The organism is Pseudomonas sp. zfem004 (assembly GCF_032621715.1).
GTDB lineage: Bacteria > Pseudomonadota > Gammaproteobacteria > Pseudomonadales > Pseudomonadaceae > Aquipseudomonas > Aquipseudomonas sichuanensis.
Genome location: NZ_JAVYJF010000024.1, coordinates 1 through 19,881, shown reverse-complemented (window position 1 = coordinate 19,881; position 19,881 = coordinate 1). Strand labels below are relative to the sequence as shown.

The 19,881-nt window shown below is 63.1% G+C and carries 20 protein-coding genes and 1 pseudogene; 8 read left to right on the top strand and 13 right to left on the bottom strand.

The window, feature by feature from the left end; all coding sequences use genetic code 11:
• Positions 1–96 precede the first annotated feature (96 nt).
• The 3 genes from RTH46_RS21815 (at position 97) to RTH46_RS21805 (ending at position 2,720) form a co-directional block, all read left to right on the top strand.
• A complete protein-coding gene (locus RTH46_RS21815; protein ID WP_316906593.1) occupies positions 97–2,295 on the top strand; it encodes an OsmC domain/YcaO domain-containing protein in 2,199 nt (732 codons plus the stop codon).
• Between the two features lie 105 nt (positions 2,296–2,400).
• Positions 2,401–2,541, top strand: a complete 141-nt coding sequence (locus RTH46_RS21810) for a PA0050 family protein (protein ID WP_153789117.1) — start codon at positions 2,401–2,403, stop codon at positions 2,539–2,541.
• Between the two features lie 41 nt (positions 2,542–2,582).
• On the top strand, positions 2,583–2,720 hold the full coding sequence (locus tag RTH46_RS21805; RefSeq protein ID WP_167409849.1) for a PA0050 family protein: 138 nt from the start codon (positions 2,583–2,585) through the stop codon (positions 2,718–2,720).
• Positions 2,721–2,846: 126 nt separating this feature from the next.
• Here RTH46_RS21805 and RTH46_RS21800 read toward each other — a convergent pair whose 3' ends face one another.
• The 4 genes from RTH46_RS21800 to RTH46_RS21785 all read right to left on the bottom strand — a co-directional run bounded on the left by RTH46_RS21800 (position 2,847) and on the right by RTH46_RS21785 (position 4,969).
• Complete coding sequence (locus tag RTH46_RS21800) at positions 2,847–3,134, bottom strand: hypothetical protein (RefSeq protein WP_316906592.1); 288 nt, start codon at positions 3,132–3,134, stop codon at positions 2,847–2,849.
• 355 nt (positions 3,135–3,489) lie between these two features.
• Positions 3,490–3,774 carry a hypothetical protein gene (locus RTH46_RS21795; protein ID WP_316906591.1) on the bottom strand — a complete coding sequence of 95 codons (285 nt, stop codon included), beginning with the start codon at positions 3,772–3,774 and terminating at the stop codon, positions 3,490–3,492.
• Positions 3,771–4,487: a DUF4225 domain-containing protein gene (locus tag RTH46_RS21790; RefSeq protein ID WP_316906590.1), complete on the bottom strand. Its 717-nt coding sequence runs from the start codon at positions 4,485–4,487 to the stop codon at positions 3,771–3,773. The genes RTH46_RS21795 and RTH46_RS21790 overlap by 4 nt, the downstream gene beginning before the upstream one ends.
• Positions 4,484–4,969, bottom strand: coding sequence for an Hcp family type VI secretion system effector (locus RTH46_RS21785; protein WP_316906589.1), 486 nt, complete (start codon positions 4,967–4,969; stop codon positions 4,484–4,486). The genes RTH46_RS21790 and RTH46_RS21785 overlap by 4 nt, the downstream gene beginning before the upstream one ends.
• 522 nt (positions 4,970–5,491) lie before the next feature.
• Here RTH46_RS21785 and RTH46_RS21780 point away from each other — a divergent pair.
• The 3 genes and pseudogenes from RTH46_RS21780 to RTH46_RS21770 all read left to right on the top strand — a co-directional run bounded on the left by RTH46_RS21780 (position 5,492) and on the right by RTH46_RS21770 (position 7,534).
• Positions 5,492–6,394 (top strand): DMT family transporter, encoded by a 903-nt coding sequence (locus tag RTH46_RS21780; protein ID WP_316906588.1) that lies wholly within the window; start codon positions 5,492–5,494, stop codon positions 6,392–6,394.
• Positions 6,395–6,466: 72 nt separating this feature from the next.
• Positions 6,467–7,024 (top strand): annotated as a pseudogene (locus RTH46_RS21775) (HD domain-containing protein); the annotation flags it as partial.
• Positions 7,022–7,534, top strand: coding sequence for an N-acetyltransferase (locus tag RTH46_RS21770; protein WP_316906635.1), 513 nt, complete (start codon positions 7,022–7,024; stop codon positions 7,532–7,534). The pseudogene RTH46_RS21775 and the gene RTH46_RS21770, both read left to right, overlap by 3 nt.
• 239 nt (positions 7,535–7,773) lie before the next feature.
• Here RTH46_RS21770 and dsdC read toward each other — a convergent pair whose 3' ends face one another.
• The 4 genes from dsdC to RTH46_RS21750 all read right to left on the bottom strand — a co-directional run bounded on the left by dsdC (position 7,774) and on the right by RTH46_RS21750 (position 12,347).
• Positions 7,774–8,715 carry a DNA-binding transcriptional regulator DsdC gene (gene dsdC / locus RTH46_RS21765; RefSeq protein ID WP_316906587.1) on the bottom strand — a complete coding sequence of 314 codons (942 nt, stop codon included), beginning with the start codon at positions 8,713–8,715 and terminating at the stop codon, positions 7,774–7,776.
• A gap of 12 nt (positions 8,716–8,727) precedes the next feature.
• Entirely contained in the window at positions 8,728–10,062 is a 1,335-nt protein-coding gene (locus RTH46_RS21760) for a D-serine ammonia-lyase (protein WP_316906586.1), read from the bottom strand.
• Between the two features lie 126 nt (positions 10,063–10,188).
• Entirely contained in the window at positions 10,189–11,691 is a 1,503-nt protein-coding gene (locus tag RTH46_RS21755) for an MDR family MFS transporter (protein WP_316906585.1), read from the bottom strand.
• Entirely contained in the window at positions 11,688–12,347 is a 660-nt protein-coding gene (locus RTH46_RS21750; protein WP_316906584.1) for a TetR/AcrR family transcriptional regulator, read from the bottom strand. The genes RTH46_RS21755 and RTH46_RS21750 overlap by 4 nt, the downstream gene beginning before the upstream one ends.
• Positions 12,348–12,509: 162 nt before the next feature.
• Between RTH46_RS21750 and RTH46_RS21745 the strand changes: the two genes are divergently transcribed.
• Positions 12,510–12,950 (top strand): YMGG-like glycine zipper-containing protein, encoded by a 441-nt coding sequence (locus tag RTH46_RS21745; protein WP_153789092.1) that lies wholly within the window; start codon positions 12,510–12,512, stop codon positions 12,948–12,950.
• Here the strand turns inward: RTH46_RS21745 and RTH46_RS21740 are convergent.
• A complete protein-coding gene (locus RTH46_RS21740; protein ID WP_153789091.1) occupies positions 12,940–13,419 on the bottom strand; it encodes a cysteine hydrolase family protein in 480 nt (159 codons plus the stop codon). The genes RTH46_RS21745 and RTH46_RS21740 overlap by 11 nt on opposite strands.
• Before the next feature lie 204 nt (positions 13,420–13,623).
• Here RTH46_RS21740 and RTH46_RS21735 point away from each other — a divergent pair, with 204 nt between their 5' ends.
• Positions 13,624–14,190 (top strand): AAA family ATPase, encoded by a 567-nt coding sequence (locus tag RTH46_RS21735; RefSeq protein ID WP_279849169.1) that lies wholly within the window; start codon positions 13,624–13,626, stop codon positions 14,188–14,190.
• A 917-nt stretch (positions 14,191–15,107) separates the two neighbouring features.
• Here RTH46_RS21735 and RTH46_RS21730 read toward each other — a convergent pair.
• The 4 genes from RTH46_RS21730 to RTH46_RS21715 are packed head-to-tail and all read right to left on the bottom strand — an operon-like array spanning position 15,108 to position 19,031.
• On the bottom strand, positions 15,108–16,256 hold the full coding sequence (locus tag RTH46_RS21730; RefSeq protein ID WP_279847639.1) for an ABC transporter ATP-binding protein: 1,149 nt from the start codon (positions 16,254–16,256) through the stop codon (positions 15,108–15,110).
• 19 nt (positions 16,257–16,275) lie between these two features.
• Positions 16,276–17,085 carry an ABC transporter permease gene (locus tag RTH46_RS21725; protein ID WP_110996573.1) on the bottom strand — a complete coding sequence of 270 codons (810 nt, stop codon included), beginning with the start codon at positions 17,083–17,085 and terminating at the stop codon, positions 16,276–16,278.
• Between the two features lie 6 nt (positions 17,086–17,091).
• Positions 17,092–18,009: an ABC transporter permease gene (locus RTH46_RS21720; RefSeq protein WP_232881756.1), complete on the bottom strand. Its 918-nt coding sequence runs from the start codon at positions 18,007–18,009 to the stop codon at positions 17,092–17,094.
• On the bottom strand, positions 18,006–19,031 hold the full coding sequence (locus RTH46_RS21715; protein ID WP_125858432.1) for an ABC transporter substrate-binding protein: 1,026 nt from the start codon (positions 19,029–19,031) through the stop codon (positions 18,006–18,008). Before RTH46_RS21715 ends, RTH46_RS21720 begins: the two co-directional genes overlap by 4 nt.
• Positions 19,032–19,881 lie beyond the last annotated feature (850 nt).

The following is a 19,881-nucleotide window of genomic DNA, read 5'->3' as shown; positions in this document are numbered from 1 at the left end:
CCTGTTACCGGTCGCCCGGCGGCATGCCAAGACATTCGCCGGCGAATCCCGGATAATACCCGCCATTTTCCGCCCCGCTTCCTGGTACCCCCTCGCATGGAAATCAAGGTCAATTTTCTCGACAACCTCCGTCTCGAAGCCAAGTTCGACGACTTCACGGTGATCGCCGACCAGCCGATCCGCTACAAAGGCGATGGCTCGGCCCCGGGGCCGTTCGACTACTTCCTGGCGTCCTCGGCGCTGTGCGCGGCGTACTTCGTCAAGCTGTACTGCCAGACCCGCGACATCCCCACCGAGAACATCCGCCTGTCGCAGAACAACATCGTCGACCCGGAGAACCGCTACAACCAGATCTTCAAGATCCAGGTCGAGCTGCCCGAAGACATCAGCGACAAGGACCGCCAGGGTATCCTGCGTTCCATCGACCGCTGCACCGTGAAGAAAGTGGTGCAGACCGGCCCCGAGTTCATCATCGAACAGGTCGACAACCTCGACGCCGACGCCCAGGCGCTGCTGATGCCGGTGTCCGACAGCACCACCTACATCCCCGGCAAGGACCTGCCGCTGGAGCAGACCATCGCCAACATGTCGGCGATCCTCGCCAACCTGGGGATGAAGATCGAGATCGCCTCGTGGCGCAACATCGTGCCCAACGTGTGGTCGCTGCACGTGCGCGACGCGCAGTCGCCGATGTGCTTCACCAACGGCAAGGGCGCCACCAAGGAAGCCGCGCTGGCCTCGGCGCTGGGCGAGTTCATCGAGCGCCTGAACTGCAACTTCTTCTACAACGACCAGTTCTGGGGCGAGGACATCGCCAATGCGGCGTTCGTGCATTACCCCAACGAGCAATGGTTCAAGCCCGGGCCAAAGGATGCGCTGCCGGAGGAGATCCTCGACGAGCACTGCCTGGCGATCTTCAACCCCGACGGCGAGTTGCGCGGCTCGCACCTGTACGACACCAACTCGGGCAACAAGGAGCGCGGCATCTGTTCGCTGCCGTTCGTGCGCCAGTCCGACGGTGAAACGGTGTACTTCCCGTCCAACCTGATCGAAAACCTGTACCTGAGCAACGGCATGAGCGCCGGCAACACCCTGGCCGAAGCCCAGGTGCAGTGCCTGTCGGAGATCTTCGAGCGTGCGGTCAAGCGCGAGATCCTCGAAGACGAGCTGTGCCTGCCGGACGTGCCGCAGGAGGTGCTGGCCAAGTACCCGGGCATCGTCGCTGGTATCCAGGGGCTGGAAGAGCAGGGCTTCCCGGTGCTGGTCAAGGACGCCTCGCTGGGCGGTGAATTCCCGGTGATGTGCGTGACCCTGATGAACCCGCGCACCGGCGGCGTGTTCGCCTCGTTCGGCGCCCACCCAAGCTTCGAAGTGGCGCTGGAGCGCAGCCTCACCGAACTGCTGCAGGGCCGCAGCTTCGAAGGCCTGAACGACCTGCCGCAGCCAACCTTCGACAGCCTGGCACTGACCGAGCCGAACAACTTCGTCGAGCACTTCATCGACTCCAGTGGTGTGGTGTCGTGGCGCTTCTTCGGCGCCAAGCCCGACCACGAATTCGTCGAGTGGGACTTCAGCGGCCATGGCGAGGACTCCAACGTACAAGAGGCCGACACCTTGTTTGGCATCCTCCAGGACATGGGCAAGGAAGTGTACATGGCCGTGTACGACGACCTTGGCGCCACCGCCTGCCGCATCCTGGTGCCGGGCTACTCGGAGATCTACCCGGTCGAGGACCTGATCTGGGACAACACCAACCGCGCGCTGGGTTTCCGTGCCGACATCCTCAACCTGCACAGCCTCGACAACCGTTCGCTGAAGCTGCTGCTCAAGCGCCTGGACAATGCCGAGGTAGATGACTACACCACCATCACCACGCTGATCGGCGTGGAGTTCGACGACAACACGGTGTGGGGCCAGCTGACCATCCTCGAGCTGAAGCTGCTGATCCAGCTGGCGGTGCAGCGCTTCGACGAGGCCAAGGAACTGGTGGAGATGTTCCTGCAGTTCAACGACAACACCGTTGAGCGCGGGCTGTTCTACCAGGCGCTGAACGTGGTGCTGGAGGTGGTGCTGGACGACGAGCTGGAGATGGAAGATTACGAGCACAACTTCCGTCGCATGTTCGGCAACGAGCGCATGGACGCGGTGCTGGGCTCGGTGGATGGCAGCGTGCGCTTCCACGGCCTGACCCCGACCAGCATGAAACTCGAAGGCCTGGACCGCCACCTGCGCCTGGTGGACAGCTACAAGAAGCTGCACGCGGCGCGGGCGAAGGCGGCTGGCTTGCAGGGCTGATCAGCGAAAGCTGGCGCGATCGCCGGGTCTGGTCTTAGCTGTCCCGGGGCCGGCGGTTCATGCGCCGGCCATCCCGAAGGACAGACCAGGACCAAGGAGGTCATGTTGAAAAGCAAACTGCTGGCGGCATCGCTGCTGCTGTGGATGTGCTCGATGACGGCGTACGCTGATTGCGCAGTGCTGGGGCCGCAACCGGACCCTTGCGCGGGGCCTGTGCTCGGCCCCACCGAGTGCGTCTGCCCCTGAGGCAAACAAGGAATGTTCGAAAGAAGACCAGGAGGTCGAAAATGAAGAAGGTGCTGTTGGCTGTGCTGTTTTCCCTGGGGTTCTCGCTGACCGCCCAGGCCTCGTGCCCGGTGTTCGGGCCGGGTAAGGACCCATGCGCAGGGCCAGTATTCGGGCCGTCTACCTGCCAATGCCCGTGAGTTTTGCATTGTAGGAATGGGGCTGCTTCGCAGCCCTTTTCTGGATGGTCCAATATTCCTTGGCAAGTTTGTAAAGCGTCCCAGCATAGCACTCACCCTCAAAGCAAACCCGCCTACAATATTCAATCATTTGTGGCGTACCGAAATAGACCATGCATGAAAGAAAATCATAATCAGCGTGCCGACATTCAGCACTATTAGGTCTCGATAAAAATTGTCACCATAATCAATTTCCACGAAAAATGTCTTATCATTTTTCAAGATCAACATATAAAATGCCCCCATTGCAAAGCCATGTAAATGAGCTAGCACTTCCCGAAATATGCTGCTATTTTCAGAGTACAAATGTCGTCGAAGAAATAGTGTTGATGGTACATCCGCCAGGATCACTAGCGCAAATTCAAAGATGCTCACTTCTTAAACTACTCATTGAGCTATTGTGTGGTCGCGCCATTTGTAAGCCCCTCCATAAAAACTGCAAATCTACTCATCTATTTCACTGCCATCTCTTTAGCAACGGAATAGTACCTGTAGAGCCTCAATGCATCCGCTTTTAGAGCAGGCCGAAGCAACGCCCCTTCGACAGCGCTGCATCGGCGGACAATTAGGCTGGCGTACCCTCCCGCCCGGTACGCCCTAAACTTTTATAAATTTCACGATAGTCTTTTCTGGCCGGTCCCTCCATATATCTCGTCTTTCATGGAATTATCTTGCATTCCCACGAAAGGCCACCATGTCCCTGCTGTTCGGCTATAACCAAAACTTAGGGTCAGTCAACGCTACGTGAGGTCATAGCCCAAATGTGGAAAAAGACCATTGCCGCAGTAAGGACAACCACAAACCAGAAACCGAAATCAGTTATCGAATTATGGGAGAAACGGATGAACCCATCTCCACCCATTAGTTCAATATAAACACCCCCCATATAGGCATTGAACAATAACGAGCCTAAAAATTGCAAAAATCTATCCAGGTTCTTGAAAACAAATTTATTCAGCAGCAAGCTGATTGCGACATCGCATGTTGCAAAAAGCCCAAGAAGAAGTAAATTCACTTTCTGTATTCATCCATCCATTGCTTAATGGTCAGGCCGGATGTGAGGGACTCGAATAAAAGCCCTCCCTTACCTAATTGTCTTATTTTTCGTTCTTTGTCAGCATCCATGTATCGATATAGCCGCCATGCGTCTCGCCTTGGAATTTTTCGCCACAACGCCCGCCCCGAAAGGAAAAGATCCGCCGTGTAGTACGCGAGATTGCCATCCTGCTCGCTATACCCCAGGCTCTTGGCTGCGTCCTGATAGAGCTCCCTCACAGGCCCGACCACATCGGTTCGACCTTCGTAGAGACCCCGGGCATTTTCGTAAAGGTTGTTACCTCCATGCATGATCAACGGCGCCCCGTGAATCACGCATGTGGAACCAAGACTCCCTATGCAGCTCCCTAACCCCTCAGCAAATTGCGAGACACCGCCAGCCATGCCTCCCAACTGGGTAAATATCCGCGTCGCCTGCGAGTAGAGACTCTTCTTCTCGGCCTGAATCCGTTCGAGCCCTTGCTCCGGGGTGATGCGTCGCTCGTACACATCATCCATCACACGCCGCGCGTAATAAGCCAGTTCCCGATTGAACTGCATCCGCAACCGCCGATCGCTTAGGTGTTTAGCACTAATCCCACAGCCATAGCTGATCAACCGAGACGCCGCCGCATTCACCTCCCAATACGCTTCATCCAGCCGCTCACCATATTCTTCGTCACGCTGGCTCATAACTCCTCACCCCAGCTGGCGTACCCGGTGGTTCCGGCGGCGTGATGAATCCAGCTGATGGTCCGATAGCTGATAAGCAGCCGCTCCTCGGCATCCTGGTCGGTCAAGAGCACCGCGTGGGGCACATCCAGCTCCTGGCCAACGATCACCGCGCCCTCCAACCTTACGGAGAAGTACTTCTCCCGATGACCTGCCGGATGAATGCGGTACAGCTGGATATCGCAGTCGAGCACTTCACGGCTGTCCACGGCCTGGGCCAGCAAGGGTGTGGACTTGTCGATGAGCTTGGTGACCATAACGGGCTGGTGGGTGCCGCGCTGGGTGTTGTCCGGGTTGGCAATACCGTGGCTGAACGACATCACCATGATCTCGTCCTGGTGCGCGACCTGGCACCTGTTGCCGATGGACGCCTGGGTATTGCAGCCCGACGAAATCAAACCTTGCCGCTTGCCGGTAATGCTCATGTATCCGTTGAAAGCCATGGGCTGCACTCCTTGTAGAGAAAGGATCGCAGCCTACGAAAACGCTCATGGCGTGTATGCCGGGCGCTTCTGAAAAATCCGGCCTTCGCGGAACGTTTTGTTTATTGAGCATGGGTGCTACGGGCTTCGCCCGTGTTCGCGGGGCAAGCCCGCTCCCACAGAGATCGCGCTAGCTTAAGCAGTTGAGCAGGGCAGTTGCTCCTACAGGGTGGGCGTGTTCATCTGGCAAGGCTATGTCGCTCTCCGCCACCGCGCACGTCGCATTCAGACAAGCACACGTCTTTGCCAATCTGCTCCCGCCACCGCCAAAACCGAATAATTGATCCATCGGTCAACCCTGCGCCACGGGCTGGCTGGCGCGACACCTACGAGTAAGCAGCCTCGTCTCACAATTCCAACGCTGCGGCGCCCCGTGCCCCGGACCACCGGCAGGCATCCATAACTAGAAAACCCGAACAACCCCCAACGTGCGCCTTGCCGTCGACGGCCTTGGTGCACGCGTGCTTGTGAGACTTGACTGCCATGATCGCTACCACCGTTTCTGCCGCCGATTCGTCGGGCGGCCACCGCAATGCGTTGCTCGTCGCCCATATCGCCGCCGTGCTGTTTGGCCTTACCGGCATCCTTGGCGCACTGATCGAGGCCGATGCCAGCCTGATCACCTTCGGCCGCGCCACCTTCGCCTTCATCGCCCTGGGCTTTGTCGCCGGGCTCAAGGGCACGCGCCTGCTCGATGCGCTGAAGTGGCGCAACCTGCCGGTGCTGGCCGTGACCGGTGGCTTGCTCGCCGCCCATTGGCTGACCTTCTTCGTGGCGGTCAAGGTCGGAGGCGTGGCCGTGGCCACCCTTGGCTTCGCCAGTTTCCCGGCGTTCATCGCGCTGATCGACGTCACCGTATTCCGCGAGCGCATCGGTGCGGTCGAAACCCTGTTGCTGCTGATGGTCACGGCCGGCCTGGTGCTGGTGGTGCCCTCGTTCGACCTGCTCGACAGCGGCACCGTCGGCCTGCTGTGGGGCCTGGCCTCGGGCCTGGCGTTCGCCCTGCTGGCGGTGGCCAACCGCCGCCGCCCGGCGGGCATGAATGCTCTGCAGGTGTCGTTCTGGCAGAACCTCGTAGTAGCGATCGTCGTGGCACCGCTTGCCTTCAGCCACCTGGCGACCAGCAGCCTGAGCGCCTCGGACTGGATCAACCTAGCGCTGCTGGGGGTGTTCTGCACCGGGCTTTCGCAGTTTCTGTTCGTCAAGAGCCTGGACGGGCTGCAGGCGCGCACGGCGGGCATGATCATCGCGCTGGAGCCGGTGTACGCCATCGCCTGCGCCTGGTGGCTGTTCGGCGAACAGCCTTCGCTGCGCATGGCGGCGGGTGCGGCGCTGATCGTGCTGGCCACGGTGTTCTGCGCCTGGCGCAAGGCGCCGAGCCACTAAGCCGGCAACACCCTCTACCTGTCCGGGCACGCATGGTTTATGGTGCCAGCCTGCAATCTGGAGGGTAACGACATGGACATCGACAAACTGCACGGCCGCCTGGAGTTCCTGCGCCAGGCGGAGCAGCTCAAAAGCGTGCTCAGAAGCGCGCACACCTCAAACGGGCGGGCCGAGAGCACCGCCGAGCACACCTGGCGCCTGTGCCTGATGGCCATGACCTTCGCCGACGAACTGGCCGGCCTGGACCTGCTCAAGGTGCTCAAGATGTGCGTCATCCATGACCTGGGCGAAGCCATCCATGGCGATATCCCGGCCGTCAGCAAGCATGCGTTCCCCGACAAGAGCGAGCAGGAACGCACCGACCTGCAGACGCTGCTGTCCAGCCTGGACGCGCCGCTGCAGGCCGAGCTCCTGGCGCTGTGGGAAGACTACGAAGCCGCGGGTTCGCCGGAAGCCCAGGCGGTGAAGGCCCTGGACAAACTCGAAACCCTGCTGCAGCACAACCAGGGCCGCAACCCGCCGGATTTCGACTACGCCTTCAACCTGAGCTACGGCAAGCGCTACACGGCGGCCACCCCGCTGTTCGCGGCGCTGCGCCAGCTGATAGACGCCGACACCCGCAGCAACCTGCACCCGAATCTCGATATCCGTGACGAGCAGCCCGGTGATATCGACGCCATCAGCCGGCTGACCGAGGCGGCCTTCGCCAACGCCGAACATAGCAGCCACACCGAGCAGTTCATCGTCACGGCACTACGCAAGGCCGGGCAGCTCACGGTGTCGCTGGTGGCCGAGGAGGGTGGGGTGCTGGTCGGCCATGTCGCCATTTCCCCGGTGACCATTACATCCGGCGCCAATGGTTGGTTCGGCCTGGGGCCGATTTCCGTTGCACCGTCGCGCCAGGGCCAAGGCATCGGTACGGCGTTGATGCAGGCCGCGTTGGCCGAGCTGCAGCGCCTGGGTGGTCAGGGCTGTGTGGTGCTGGGTGATCCGGCCTACTACGGGCGTTTCGGTTTCAAGGCCGAGCCGGCGCTGGTGCTACCCGGTGTGCCGGCGGAGTACTTCCAGGCCCTCACCCTGGACGGGCCGGTACCCAGTGGCCAGGTGAGCTATCACCCGGCGTTCGAAGCACAGGCCTGAGGGTTGGGGCTGGAGAACGGTCATCTTGTAGGAGCAACTGTCTTGTACTGCCTGCGTTTAACTCATCGCAGGCTGCTCCCCCACAATTACAACGCTTGGCTTCGAAACGGCGCGTATCCTGTGGGAGCGGGTTTACCCGCGAACACCGGCAGAGCCGGTGCCATCCACCGCGCCGCCTGCTTCGCGGGTAAACCCGCTCCCACACAGAACATGATATGCCTGCGAAGGCCGCATAGCGCTCAGCCGCTTCCCATAGCCGATTGCTGCAACCACTCGATCAACACCTGCAACCGCCGCGGCATCGGCTCGTGGGGCGGGTGCACCAGGTAATAGCCGCAGCGGTCTGCCTCGACGAAGTCGCCGAACGGCAAAACCAGCTCGCCGTTGGCGATACGTGCCTTGACCAACTGCTCACGGCCAATGGCGACGCCCACATGGTTCACCGCAGCCAGGGTGCACAGGTCGGAGCGGTCGAAGGTGAGGAAGCGCTCCGGCAGCGACACATCCAGCGCCATGCGCTGCAACCACGAGCGCCACTCGGCATCGTGCGCCGCGTTGTCCCAGGCCGCGACATCGTGCAGCAAGGTACAGCCGCCCAACCCCTGGATGCCGCCCTGCAGCCCATGCCGCCGGGCGTACTCGGGCGAGCACACCGGCGCGATCCGCTCCGCCATCAGCGGCGTGCTGACCAGCCCCGGGTAATGCCCGTCCGAATAGCACAGCACCAGGTCGACCTTGCGGGTTCGGTAGTCGATGCTCTCGTTGCCGACGCGGATGTCCAGCTGGATATCCGGGTACTGCACCGTGAACTCGGCCAGCCGCGGCACCAGCCAGCACTGCGCCACCGATGGCCGCACATACAAGGTCAGTTGCCCGGCCACCTGGCCATGGGCGCGGTCGCAGACCGCTTCAGACAGCGCATCCATGGTGCGCTGCATGATCTGGAACACGCGCTCGCCGTCCTCGGTAAGCGTGACCTTGCGCGGCAAACGGTGGAACAGCTTGAGCGCCAGTTGCTGTTCCAGCCGGCCGATCCGGTGGCTCACCGCGCTGGCGGTCAGGCACAGCTCGTCGGCCGCCCGGGCAAAACTCAGGTGCCGGGCAGCCACCAGGAAGGTGTGCAGGTTGGCCAGGTGCGCGCCATTGAGTTTCGGCGCGAGCAGGTGGGCGGGGGCGGGCATGGGCGCTCCTGTTCAGTCGCGGGCTTTGGCGAGGTAAGCGGCATATTCGTCGGCAGGCACCATGCTGCCGCCGGTGCCCCAGACCAGGTGCGTGGCCTTGGCCATGCGCGCAGGCGTCAAACCGTTGCGCTCCAGGTAATCCGCCGCGCCCAGCACCTGCAGCAGGCCCGGCACGCCGGCCAGCGCCGAGGGTTCCAGGCGCGCCTGCTCCAGGTCGTGGGCCAGGGCCAGCAGGCGATACAGTTCTTCATCGGTGACGGTGTAGTAGCCATCGATCAACCGCTGCATGGCCTTACCGACGAACCCGGAAGGCCGGCCCACCGCCAGGCCATCTGCGGCGGTGAGGTTGTCGATGCCGAAGTCCTGCACGCTGACCGCATCGTGCAGCCCGGTGTACACCCCCAGCAGCATGCACGGCGAATGGGTCGGTTCGGCGAACAGGCAATGCACATGGTCGCCGAAGGCCAGCTTCAGGCCGAATGCCACGCCGCCAGGCCCGCCGCCCACGCCGCAGGGCAGGTAGACGAACAGCGGGTGTTCGGCATCCACGCTGATCTCCGCCTGCGCGAACTGCCTGGCCAGGCGCTCGGCGGCCACGGCGTAGCCGAGGAACAGGTGCGGCGAGTTCTCGTCGTCGACGAAGTAGCAGGCCGGGTCGGCTTCGGCTTGTTGCCGCCCTTGCTCCACCGCCACGCTGTAGTCGGAGGCGTATTCGACCACTGTCACGCCATGGCCGCGTAGCTTGTCCTTCTTCCACTGACGTGCATCGGCCGACATGTGCACGGTTGCCTGGAAGCCCAGCCTGGCGCTCATGATGCCGATGGACAGGCCCAGGTTGCCGGTGGAGCCGACGGCCACTTTGTACTGCCCGAAGAACGCCCGGGCCTGGTCACTGGCCAGCGCCCGGTAGTCGCTGTCCAGGGTGATCAGCCCGGCAGCCAGCGCCAGGTCTTCGGCATGCTTGAGCACTTCGTGGATACCGCCACGGGCCTTGATCGAGCCGGAGATCGGCAGTTCGCTGTCGGCCTTGAGCCACAATGCGCCGCTGGGTGGCAGGCCGGCCTCCTGCAGCAGGGTGCGCTGCAGGTTGGGCAGCGGGCGGATCGGCGACTCGATGATGCCGCCGCTGGCCGCCGTTTCCGGGAACACCGTGGCCAGGTAGGGCGCGAAGCGCGCGAGGCGGGCGCTGGCGGCGGCAACGTCGGCGGCGTCCAGGCCGACATCGTTCAGCGCCTGGGCGACAGGGGCGATGCCGGGGTTGAACCAGTGGGTCGGCTGCAAGGCCACCAGCTCGCGGATCAGGGGGTGGCTCTGGCACCAGGCTTCAAGCGTTTTTCCGAGAATCATGGATGGCTCCTGGGTTGTTCCGTGCGAGGTGTCGTTGTTTTCGCGAATTAGAGCGCAGCGCCCCGGGGCCGGACAAACGATCGATCGTCAGGCCATGCATGACCGGGTGTCATGTGTCGGCAGGGCTCAGGCCACCGCCTTGCGCAGCGGCACTTCACGCAACAGCCAGCTCAGCGCGAAGGCCTGGCAAGTGACCAGGCAGGCCACCAGGAACACTCCATGCATCGCCCCGGAGAAGGCGGCGAGGTAGGCCTGCTGCAGGGGCGCGGCCAGGGCATGCACCTGTTCGGGTGACAGGCTGGTCGGCGCCGGGGTATCGGCCGGGAACGCCTGCGCCAGGCGTTCGAGCAGTGCGTGGGAGAACAGGGCGCCGAACACCGACACGCCGATGGCGCCGCCGATCGAGCGGAACAGGGTTGCCCCCGAAGTGGCCACGCCCATGTGGCGCGGCTCGACGCTGTTCTGCACGGCCAGCACCAGCACTTGCATGACCATCCCCAGGCCCGCGCCGAGCAAGCCCATGTACAGGTTCATCACCGCCATCGGTGTGTGCTCGTCGAGCCGGCTGAGCAGGGCCAGGGCAATCGCCTGCAGCAAGGTGCCGAGGATCGGGAACATCCGGTAGCGCCCCCAGCGGCTGATCAGCCGCCCGGTGATGGCCGACACCACCAGCAGCCCGCCCATCAGCGGCAGCATCTGCAGCCCGGCACTGGTCGGCGTGGCGTTTTTCACCACCTGCAGGTACAGCGGCAGGAAGGTCACCGAGCCGAACAGCGACATGCCGACGATGAAACCGATCAGCCCGGCCAGGGCGAAGGTGCGGTGACCGAACAGGTGCAGCGGCATGATCGGCTCGGCGGCACGGCGCTGTTCATGGATGAAGCCCACCAGGCCGATCAGCGCGAACAGCGACAGGCACAGGATGTCGAGCGAGCCCCACGCCAGCAGGTTGCCGCCAAGGCTGGTAATCAGCACCACGCAGGCCAGGGTCAGGGTAAGGAAGCACGCGCCGACGTAGTCGATCACGTGCTTCACCCGCGCCACGTGCGGGCGGAACACGCTGCCGATCACCAGCAGAGCCAGCAGGCCCAGGGGCAGGTTGATGTAGAAGATCCAGCGCCACGACAGCTGCTCGACCAGAAAGCCACCGATCAGCGGCCCGACCACCGTGGCCAGGCCGAACACGCCGCCGAACAGGCCCTGGTAGCGACCGCGTTCGGCAGGTGGGATCACATCGCCGATGGCGGCCATCGCCACCACCATCAGCCCGCCACCGCCCAGCCCCTGCAGGGCGCGCAGCAGCACCAGCTCGGTCATGTTCTGGGCCATGCCGCACAGTGCCGAGCCCACCAGGAACAGCACGATGGCCACCTGCAGCACGCGCTTGCGGCCATACAGGTCGCCGAACTTGCCGTACAGCGGCACTACCACGGTGGAGGCCAGCAGGTAGGCGGTGACCACCCAGGACAGCCAGCGCAGCCCGCCCAGTTCGCTGACGATGGTGGGCAGGGCGGTGGAGACGATGGTCTGGTCCAGTGCGGCGAGGAACATCACCAGCAGCAGGGCGCCGAGCAGCAGGGGGATTGGCGGGTGGGCATCGCGTTCGAGCGCAGTCAATGGAGTTGTCATGGGTTGGCCTGGGCGAGGGGGGATTGGCCGGCGTCCCGCAGGCCGGCGAGGGCGAAGCGGTACAGCTGCTCGCAGACTTGCGCGCAGGGCATGCCGAGAATTTCCTGCACGGCGCCGGAGCCTCCACGCGGGCCGATCAGTAGCATCGCCCAGGGCGCAGTGACGCAGAGGATGCAGCGGGTCAGCGCGGGGTCGTCGAGGGCGAGGCCGCTGATCTCGCTGAACAGCCCCTTGAGCAGCATGAGCTTTTGCGGCGCCGTGCCCTGCAAGGCCTGGCCATGGCTGCTGGGGGTGAGCAGTTCGGCGGCAAGCACCCGCAGGTGCCAGCTTCCCTGGCCTGAACTGGCCTTGTGCACGACCTGCTCGATCAGTGCGCGCAGTTTGTCCGTGGCAGGCTGCGGTGCCTGGAGGATGCGCTGCAGGTTGCTGATATCGAGGAAGCGCCGGCGCGCTTCGTCGAGCACCGCCAGGTACAGGCCGTTGCGGCTGCCGAAGTGGTAGTTGATCGAGGCCAGGTCGACCTCGGCCTTGGCGGCCACCGCCTTGTTGCTGGATTCGGCGAAACCCTGGGCGGCAAACAGCTCGCCGGCGGCTTCGAGAATGCGCGTGCGGGTGGCTTCACCGTCCTTGCGCGGTTCGCGGGGGGCTGTGGACATGGTCGGGCTCCGAGGGTGGGTCGTGGTCGGAGCTTGCTCGGGGCTAAATTTAAATTCAATTTAAATTTACGTCAGAATGACGAGAGGTCGCTGCCCGGGGCCTTGCAGGGTGGAGGCGCGCCTATCCTTTCATTCGGCACTTCAATCGAGTGGAGGTGGAGCATGCGAACCGTCACATGGGGCTGCCTGCTGGTGCTGCTGGCGGCATCGGCCCAGGCCCAGACCGTCACGCCGCTCAAGGGCCAGAGCAGCCAGCAGATGCAGCAGGACATGGCCGATTGCAACAGCGTCGCCAGCAATTCGGCGACTGGCAGTGCGCATGTGGGGGGCCGGGTCAAGGGCGCCGCCGCCGGGGCGGTGGCGGGCGCTGCCGGTGCCCAGGTGCGTGGCAACCAGCACGACGAGGTATACGACCGCATGAGCGACGATGCCAAGCAGCAGTACCGGCAGAACCGCGCCGGCGAAACGGCTGCCGCCGGTGCAGCCGTGGGTGGCATGCGCCAACGCCAGGAGCGTCGCCAGGACCGCCGCGGCCAGGATGAGGCCCAGGCCAGTGCCTACAGTGGTTGCCTGCAGGGGCGGGGGTATCAGGTCAGCCCTTGAGCCCGGCGATCACTTCGGCGGCGGTGGTGACCTGGCCGAAGTGGTGTTGCCACAGGCTGATGCCCAACTGCCCCGAGCGGTCCAGCGACGAGCCCATGGTGAGGTCGGTGATCAAGGTCGGGCACAGCCCCGCATCGAACAGGGCGAAGCCTGCGGCCAGCACGCAGGTTTCGGTCTGCAGGCCGCACACCAGCACGCGCTCGACGCCCAGGCCCTTGAGGTACTCGAGGGTTTCGGTGGTTTGCCCGTAGCCGTGCTTGACGAACACTTTGTCGGCCTCGACCAGCGCCACATCCTCGCTGGCCGGGTGCCAGCCGAGCTGGCGCTGGAACGGGGTGACCTGTTCATCGTGCAGTTCGATCGAGGCGACGGTGGGGATATGCGCCGACAGCGCGCGGATGCCGTCCACCAGCTTTTCCGAAGGGCTGAAGGTGGATTGCACGTCGACGATGAGCAGGGCTTGGCGCATGAATGGGGTCCGGTCCGGGTTGCAGGGGCGGGGAGTATAACGTCGTGCCGCGATCGCCGCCGAAGGCTTCTATGCTGATCCTGTCCTGTGGCAAAAACCTGTGGCTCCCCCTGGCATTTTGCGGTCAACGGCTTCTGGAAGCCGCTGTTCGGCGCCATGCCCCGGCGGTACACTCGCCGGCTTTTTTGCAGCGAGGGAATGCAAATGCAGCGCATCGTGATTCTGGGCAATTCCGGTAGCGGCAAATCGACCCTGGCACGGGCCATCGGCGAGCGCTTGGGGTTGCCGGTGGTGCACCTGGACCGGTTGTTCTGGTCGCCGGGCTGGGTGGAGCCTGAGGCCGAGGTGTTCCGTGATCAGGTGCGCCTGGCGGTGGCGGGGGATGCGTGGGTGTGCGAGGGCAACTATTCGCGGCGTACGTTCGATCTACGGTTGCCGCGGGCGGACTTGATCATCTGGCTGGATACGCCGCGCTGGGTTTGCCTGAAGCGGGTGGTACTGCGGTCGTTGAGCCGGCGGCCGCGGGCTGACTTGCCGGCGGGTTGCAGTGAGCGGTTGAACTGGGAGTTTGTGGAGTTCTTGAAGTTTGTCTGGGGGTTCGATGGGGCCTACCGGCGGGGGATCGAGGCGATGCGGGTGGCGATTGGGCCTGGGGTGCCGGTGGTTCATTTGCGGGGGCGGCGGGAGATTGCGGGGTTTCTTGGGGAGATGGATGGGGTGGTGGGGAGAGGGGCTATCAGTGATGGGGGGGAGGGGCGAAGTTCGGTTTGATGGTGGCGTCTTGTCGTTTGATATTTTGTGGTTAGATCGTTAATCAGTTTATTGACTGCTCTGTTGCTCTGTTAGTTGTTTGTTTTCATATTTGTATGTGCATTCATTTGCGATGTCGACGCATAGTCACCTTTCCGCCCTTACGGCGGGTTACTTTGGTCTTGGCCAAAGTAACCAAAGCCGCTCGCTCCCATCATACGGCCCCTACGCTGCGCTTCGGGGTCCCTTCGCTCCCGCAAGTCTACATCTCGCGCCTTCGGCTAACGCCGAAGGGTGCTGCGCACCAGGGCCCTCCAGACGCCTACGCTCAGCCTCCTGAAGTCGCGAAGTTAGGGGCGGCGCCTGGGCTGGCGTTAGCTGTCGCTAGTCAGGTTAAGTGGGAACTCCGGATTGCAACCGCTGGCAAGTTAGGGGCGGCGCCTGGGCTGGCGTTAGCTGTCGCTAGTTGGACTAAGTGGGAACTCAGGATTGCAATCGCTGGCAAGCCAGCTCCCACAGGTTAGTGCGAAACTCACAGACTTGCGCTGTACCTGTGGGAGCCGGCTTGCCGGCGATAGGGCCCGAATAAACAATACATAAACAACAGCCAGGCTCAGATATACGCATTACTGCTCTTGATCTGCTCTTGATCTGCTCTTGATCTGCTCTTGATCTGCTCTTGATCTGCTCTTGATCTTGCTTCTAAGCGCGCGATAGTCCAGGCAACACAAATTGCGACTTCAGGAGGCCGAGTGGAGGTGACTGGAGGGCCCCCCGGAGCGCAGCGCAGGGGCCGTATGATGGAGCGGGCGGCTTTGCCTACTTTGGCCAAGACCAAAGTAGGCCGCCGTAAGGGCGGAAAGGTGACTATGCGTCGCCATCGCCGCTGAATGCGCATACATCTATCAAAACAAACACTCTGAGGGCCGAAGCCCAAATCAATGCGCCCCAGCCCCCTTACTCAAATCACTCTCCGCCCATTCGGTATAAATACAGGCATCCGCCACCGCCCACCGCACCTTGACCTTATCCCCCGCCCGCATCGGCATCCCCGCCGCCGACAACGCCTTGACCGTCAGCTCCGTCCCGCCTTGGGTCACCACATGGCAGGTCTGGCTCTCCCCGAGGAACAGCACCTCACCAACCGTGGCTGCCACCTCGTTCCAGCCCGCCGGCAAAGGCTCGCGGGCAGCCTGTTCAGCCGTCAGGGCCAGGGCCTTCTCCGGCCTGACCATGATCAGCGCATCCTGCCCCGCAGCCAGTCCCGGCGTCAGGCGAATAGCCACCGGCTGCCCTTCGAAGCTGCCAGCCCCATGGCTGCTCGCCTTGATCCGCAGGAAGTTGGAATTGCCCAGGAACGAAGCGACAAACGCATTCGGCGGGTTCTGATACAAGTCATACCCAGTGCCCAGCCCGACAATCTTGCCGTGGCTGAAAATGGCGATGCGCTGCGACAGGCGCATCGCCTCCTCCTGGTCGTGGGTCACGTAAACAATGGTGATCCCGAGCCGACGGTGCAGCTGACGCAGCTCGTCCTGCAGGTCTTCACGCAGTTTCTTGTCCAGCGCGCCGAGCGGTTCGTCCATCAGCAGGATGCGCGGCTCGTATACCAGCGCCCGGGCGATCGCCACCCGCTGCTGCTGCCCGCCGGACATCTGCGAGGGCTTGCGGTGGGCGAACTTCTCCAGCTGCACCAGCTTGAGCATGGCGTCCACGCGCTTGTTGGTCTCGGCCGCGCCGAGCTTGCGGATCGCCAGGGGGAAAGCGATGTTGTCGCGCACGTTCAGGTGCGGGAACAACGAGTAGCGCTGGAACACCATGCCGATGTCACGCTTGTGCGGCGGCACGTTGACCAGCGACTGGCCGTCCACCAGGATCTCGCCGCTGCTGGGTGTCTCGAACCCGGCCAGCATCGACAGGGTGGTGGACTTGCCCGAGCCACTGGAGCCGAGGAAGGTGAGGAACTCGCCGTCCTGGATCTCGAGGTCGAGGTTGTCCACGGCGGTGAAGTCGCCGTAGTGCTTGTTCAGGCCGCGCAGGCTGACCAGGGTCTTGTTCGGCGCGTCGTCTTTGATCACTGCACTCATTGTTGTTTTCTCCGGGCGCTCAGGCGTTGTTTTCGGTGCGCCGGCGCAAGGCGGCGGCAATGACCATGACCAGCAGCGACAGGCCGATCAGCAGCGTCGAGGCGACGGCGATCACCGGGCTGAGGTCCTGGCGCAGGGTGGTCCACATTTTTACCGGCAGGGTCTGCAGGTCGGGGCTGGCCATCATCACGCTCAGCACCACTTCGTCCCACGACACCAGGAAGGCGAACAGGCCACCGGCGATCATCCCCGGGCGAATCGCCGGGAAGGTCACCTTGACGATCGCCTGCAGGCGCGAGGCGCCGCAGATCACCGCAGCATCCTCGATCGACTGGTCGAACAGCTTCAGCGAGTTGATGATCGAGATGATGGTGAAGGGCAGGGCGACGATCACGTGGCTGACCACAAAGGCGAACAGCGTGCCGGTGTAGCCCAGCTTGAGAAACAGCGCATAAACCGCCACAGCGATGATCACCAGCGGCACGATCATCGGCATGGTGAACAGGCCGTACAGCAGTTCACGGCCCGGGAAGCGGCCACGTACCAGGGCGAACGCAGTGGGCAGGCCGAGGGCCACGGCAGCGAAAGTGGTCAGCACGGCGACCTTGAGGCTGGCCAGCGCGGCGTCCATCCACTCGGGGTTGGAGAAGAACTGCACGTACCATTTCACGGTCCAGCCCGGCGGCGGGAACACCAGCCACTGGGACGAGCCGAACGACAGCAGGATGATGAACACCACCGGCAGCAGCAGGAACGCGGCGATGACCCCGGTGGTCAGGTACAGGCCCGTGCGCAGCGGGCGGCTCATGGCATTGGGTGACAGCAGCATGGCGGATTACCTCGCGTTACCGACCGGGGATTCCGGCTGCAGTTTCAGGTACAGGTAGAAGAGCACCAGGGTGATCACCACCAGCAGGGCGGCAGCGGCACTGGCCAGGCCCCAGTTCAGGAACGATTGCACCTGCTGGATGATGAACTCGGGCAGCATCATGTTCTGCGCACCGCCCAGCAGGGCCGGCGTCACGTAGTAACCGAGGGACATGACGAACACCATCAGCGCGCCGGAGAACAGCCCCGAGCGGCACAGCGGCAGGAACACCTTCCAGAAGTTGGTCCAGGGACTGGCGCCGCAGATGGAACCGGCCTGCAGCACCATCGGGTCGATGGCGTGCATGGTCGCCTGCAGCGGCAGCACGATGAACGGGATCATGATGTAGCTCATGCCGATCACCACGCCGGTGAGGTTGTGCACCATCTCCAGCGGCGCATCGATGATGCCCAGCGCCATCAACAGCTTGTTGATCACCCCCGAACTCTGCAGCAGCACCAGCCAGGAGTAGGTGCGCGCCAGCAGGCTGGTCCACATCGACAGCAGCACGATGTTAAGCAGCCAGCGGCCCCAGCCCTTGGGCACCAGGGTGATTGCCCAGGCCAGCGGGAAGCCCAGCAGCACGCTGATCAGGGTCACAAGGCCTGCCACCGAGAAGGTGTTGAACAGCACCCGGGCGTAGGCCGAGTTGGCGAACAGCTGCTCGTAGTTGCCCAGCCCAGGCACCGGTTCCAGTACCCCGCGCAGCAACAGGCCGATCAGCGGGGCGAAGAAGAACAGGCCAAGAAACAGCAGGGCCGGCAGCAGGTTGCGGCTGCCGCGCCAGCGTTGGCTCAGGGGCGGGCGGCGGTCGTCCGCCCGTGGCGCGCCGGTGCCGCTGGGGGCACCTTGCGCGTTGTGCAGGGCATTGATGGCGACTTTCATTTGACCAGCCACTCATTCCAACGGGCCGCGATGGCCTGGCCGTTCTTGGCCCAGTAGGCGAAGTCCAGGGTCACCTGGTCCTGGGCGTAGGCGGTCGGCAGGTTCTTGGCGAGGTCCTTGTCGAGCTTGGCGACGCTGTCGACGTTTACTGGGGCATAGGCGGTCTTGTTGGCGAACTCGGCCTGGCCTTCGGCGCTACTGGCGTTGGCCAGGAATTTCATGGCCGCGTCCTTGTTCTTGGCGCCTTTGGGGATGACCAGGAAATCGGCCATGACCAGGTTCTGCTTCCAGCTCACGCCGACCGGTGCGCCGTCCTGCTGCAGGGCGTACACGCGGCCGTTCCAGAACTGTCCGAGCGAGGCTTCACCCGAGGCCAGCAGTTGCTGCGACTGGGCGCCGCCGCCCCACCAGACGATGTCCTGCTTGATGGTGTCGAGCTTCTTGAAGGCGCGGTCCAGGTCCAGCGGGTAAAGCTTGTCGGGTGCTACGCCGTCGGCCAGCAGGGCCAGTTCGAGCACGCCGGGGCTGGGCCATTTGTACAGGGCGCGCTTGCCGGGGTAGGTCTTGGTGTCGAACAGCGCCGACCAGTCCACCGGCTTGTTGGCGCCGAGCTTGCCTTCGTTGTAGCCGAGCACGAAGGAGAAGAAGAACGAGCCGACGCCATGGTCGGAGACGAAGCGCGGGTCGATCTTGTCGCGCTTGATCTGGTTGAAATCGAGGGGTTCGAGCAGGCCTTCGCTGGCGGCGCGCAGGGCAAAGTCGGCTTCGACGTCGACCACGTCCCACTGCACGTTGCCGCTTTCAACCATCGCCTTGAGCTTGCCGTAGTCGGTGGGGCCGTCCTGCACGACCTTGATGCCGGATGCCTTGCTGAAAGGTTCGGCCCATGCCGCTTTCTGCGCATCCTGGGTGGTGCCGCCCCAGCTGACGAAGTTCAGGCTGTCGGCCGCCTGGGTGGCCTGGCAGGCCAGGGTCAGCAGGCTGGCGGACAGCACTGCGGTTACTCGTTTGCTCAACAGCATGGTTACGCCCTCGTTGCTTTTGTTATTCGAGGCGGGGCTGGTGGTGCGCCCGCCAATAGTGTTCGGGGAGCTGATTTCACTGTGTGTCGCTGGCCGTCTTGTGATTGTAGGTTCGGCCGAAGAATTCAAGGTCTACGGGATATCATATTATGGTATTCCAAACTTTTGGCAAGAGGGATGGGCGACCGGCCATCACTCAATCGCATCCTTGAACGAAAACCCGTGGGAGCGGGCTTGCTCCGCGATTGCGCCAGACGCGTGTAGATGCTGTGTGGTTTGACGCAATCGCGGGGCAAGCCCGCTCCCACGATGCCCATGCCATTTCAGAGTCCAACGCTGTCTGCATCTGGTCCCCTGCCAGCAAGCCCAGGCACTGCATCCAGTTGCTGGATGAGTAGTTGGCGAATCATCGTCCTGTGGGTGATCGGGGCGTTTGCAGCGGCCGGGTTACACCTTCAGCGGAACCAGACCACCTGGATATGCCCGACATCCTGCTGAGAATCGTCCTACAAGCGCTCGGACGGGTCCTGCATCTTCCGTTGAGAAACCCCGCTAGCTTGGCAACTTTTCCCCTGGCGGGGCGACGCTGTGCGAGCCCTTGCCAGACTGACCTGACAAGGGACAACGGATGTTCGACTCAACACCTACAGAGCTCCGTTGAGAAACCCCGCTAGCTTGGCAACTTTTCCCCTGGCGGGGCGACGCTGTGCGAGCCCTTGCCAGACTGACCTGACAAGGGACAACGGATGTTCGACTCAACACCTACAGAGCGCCTGCGCTTCCACGTGCCGGCGGTTCAGCACGATCTTCAGGTACTGGCGTTCGACGGCGACGACGCCATCAGCAAGCT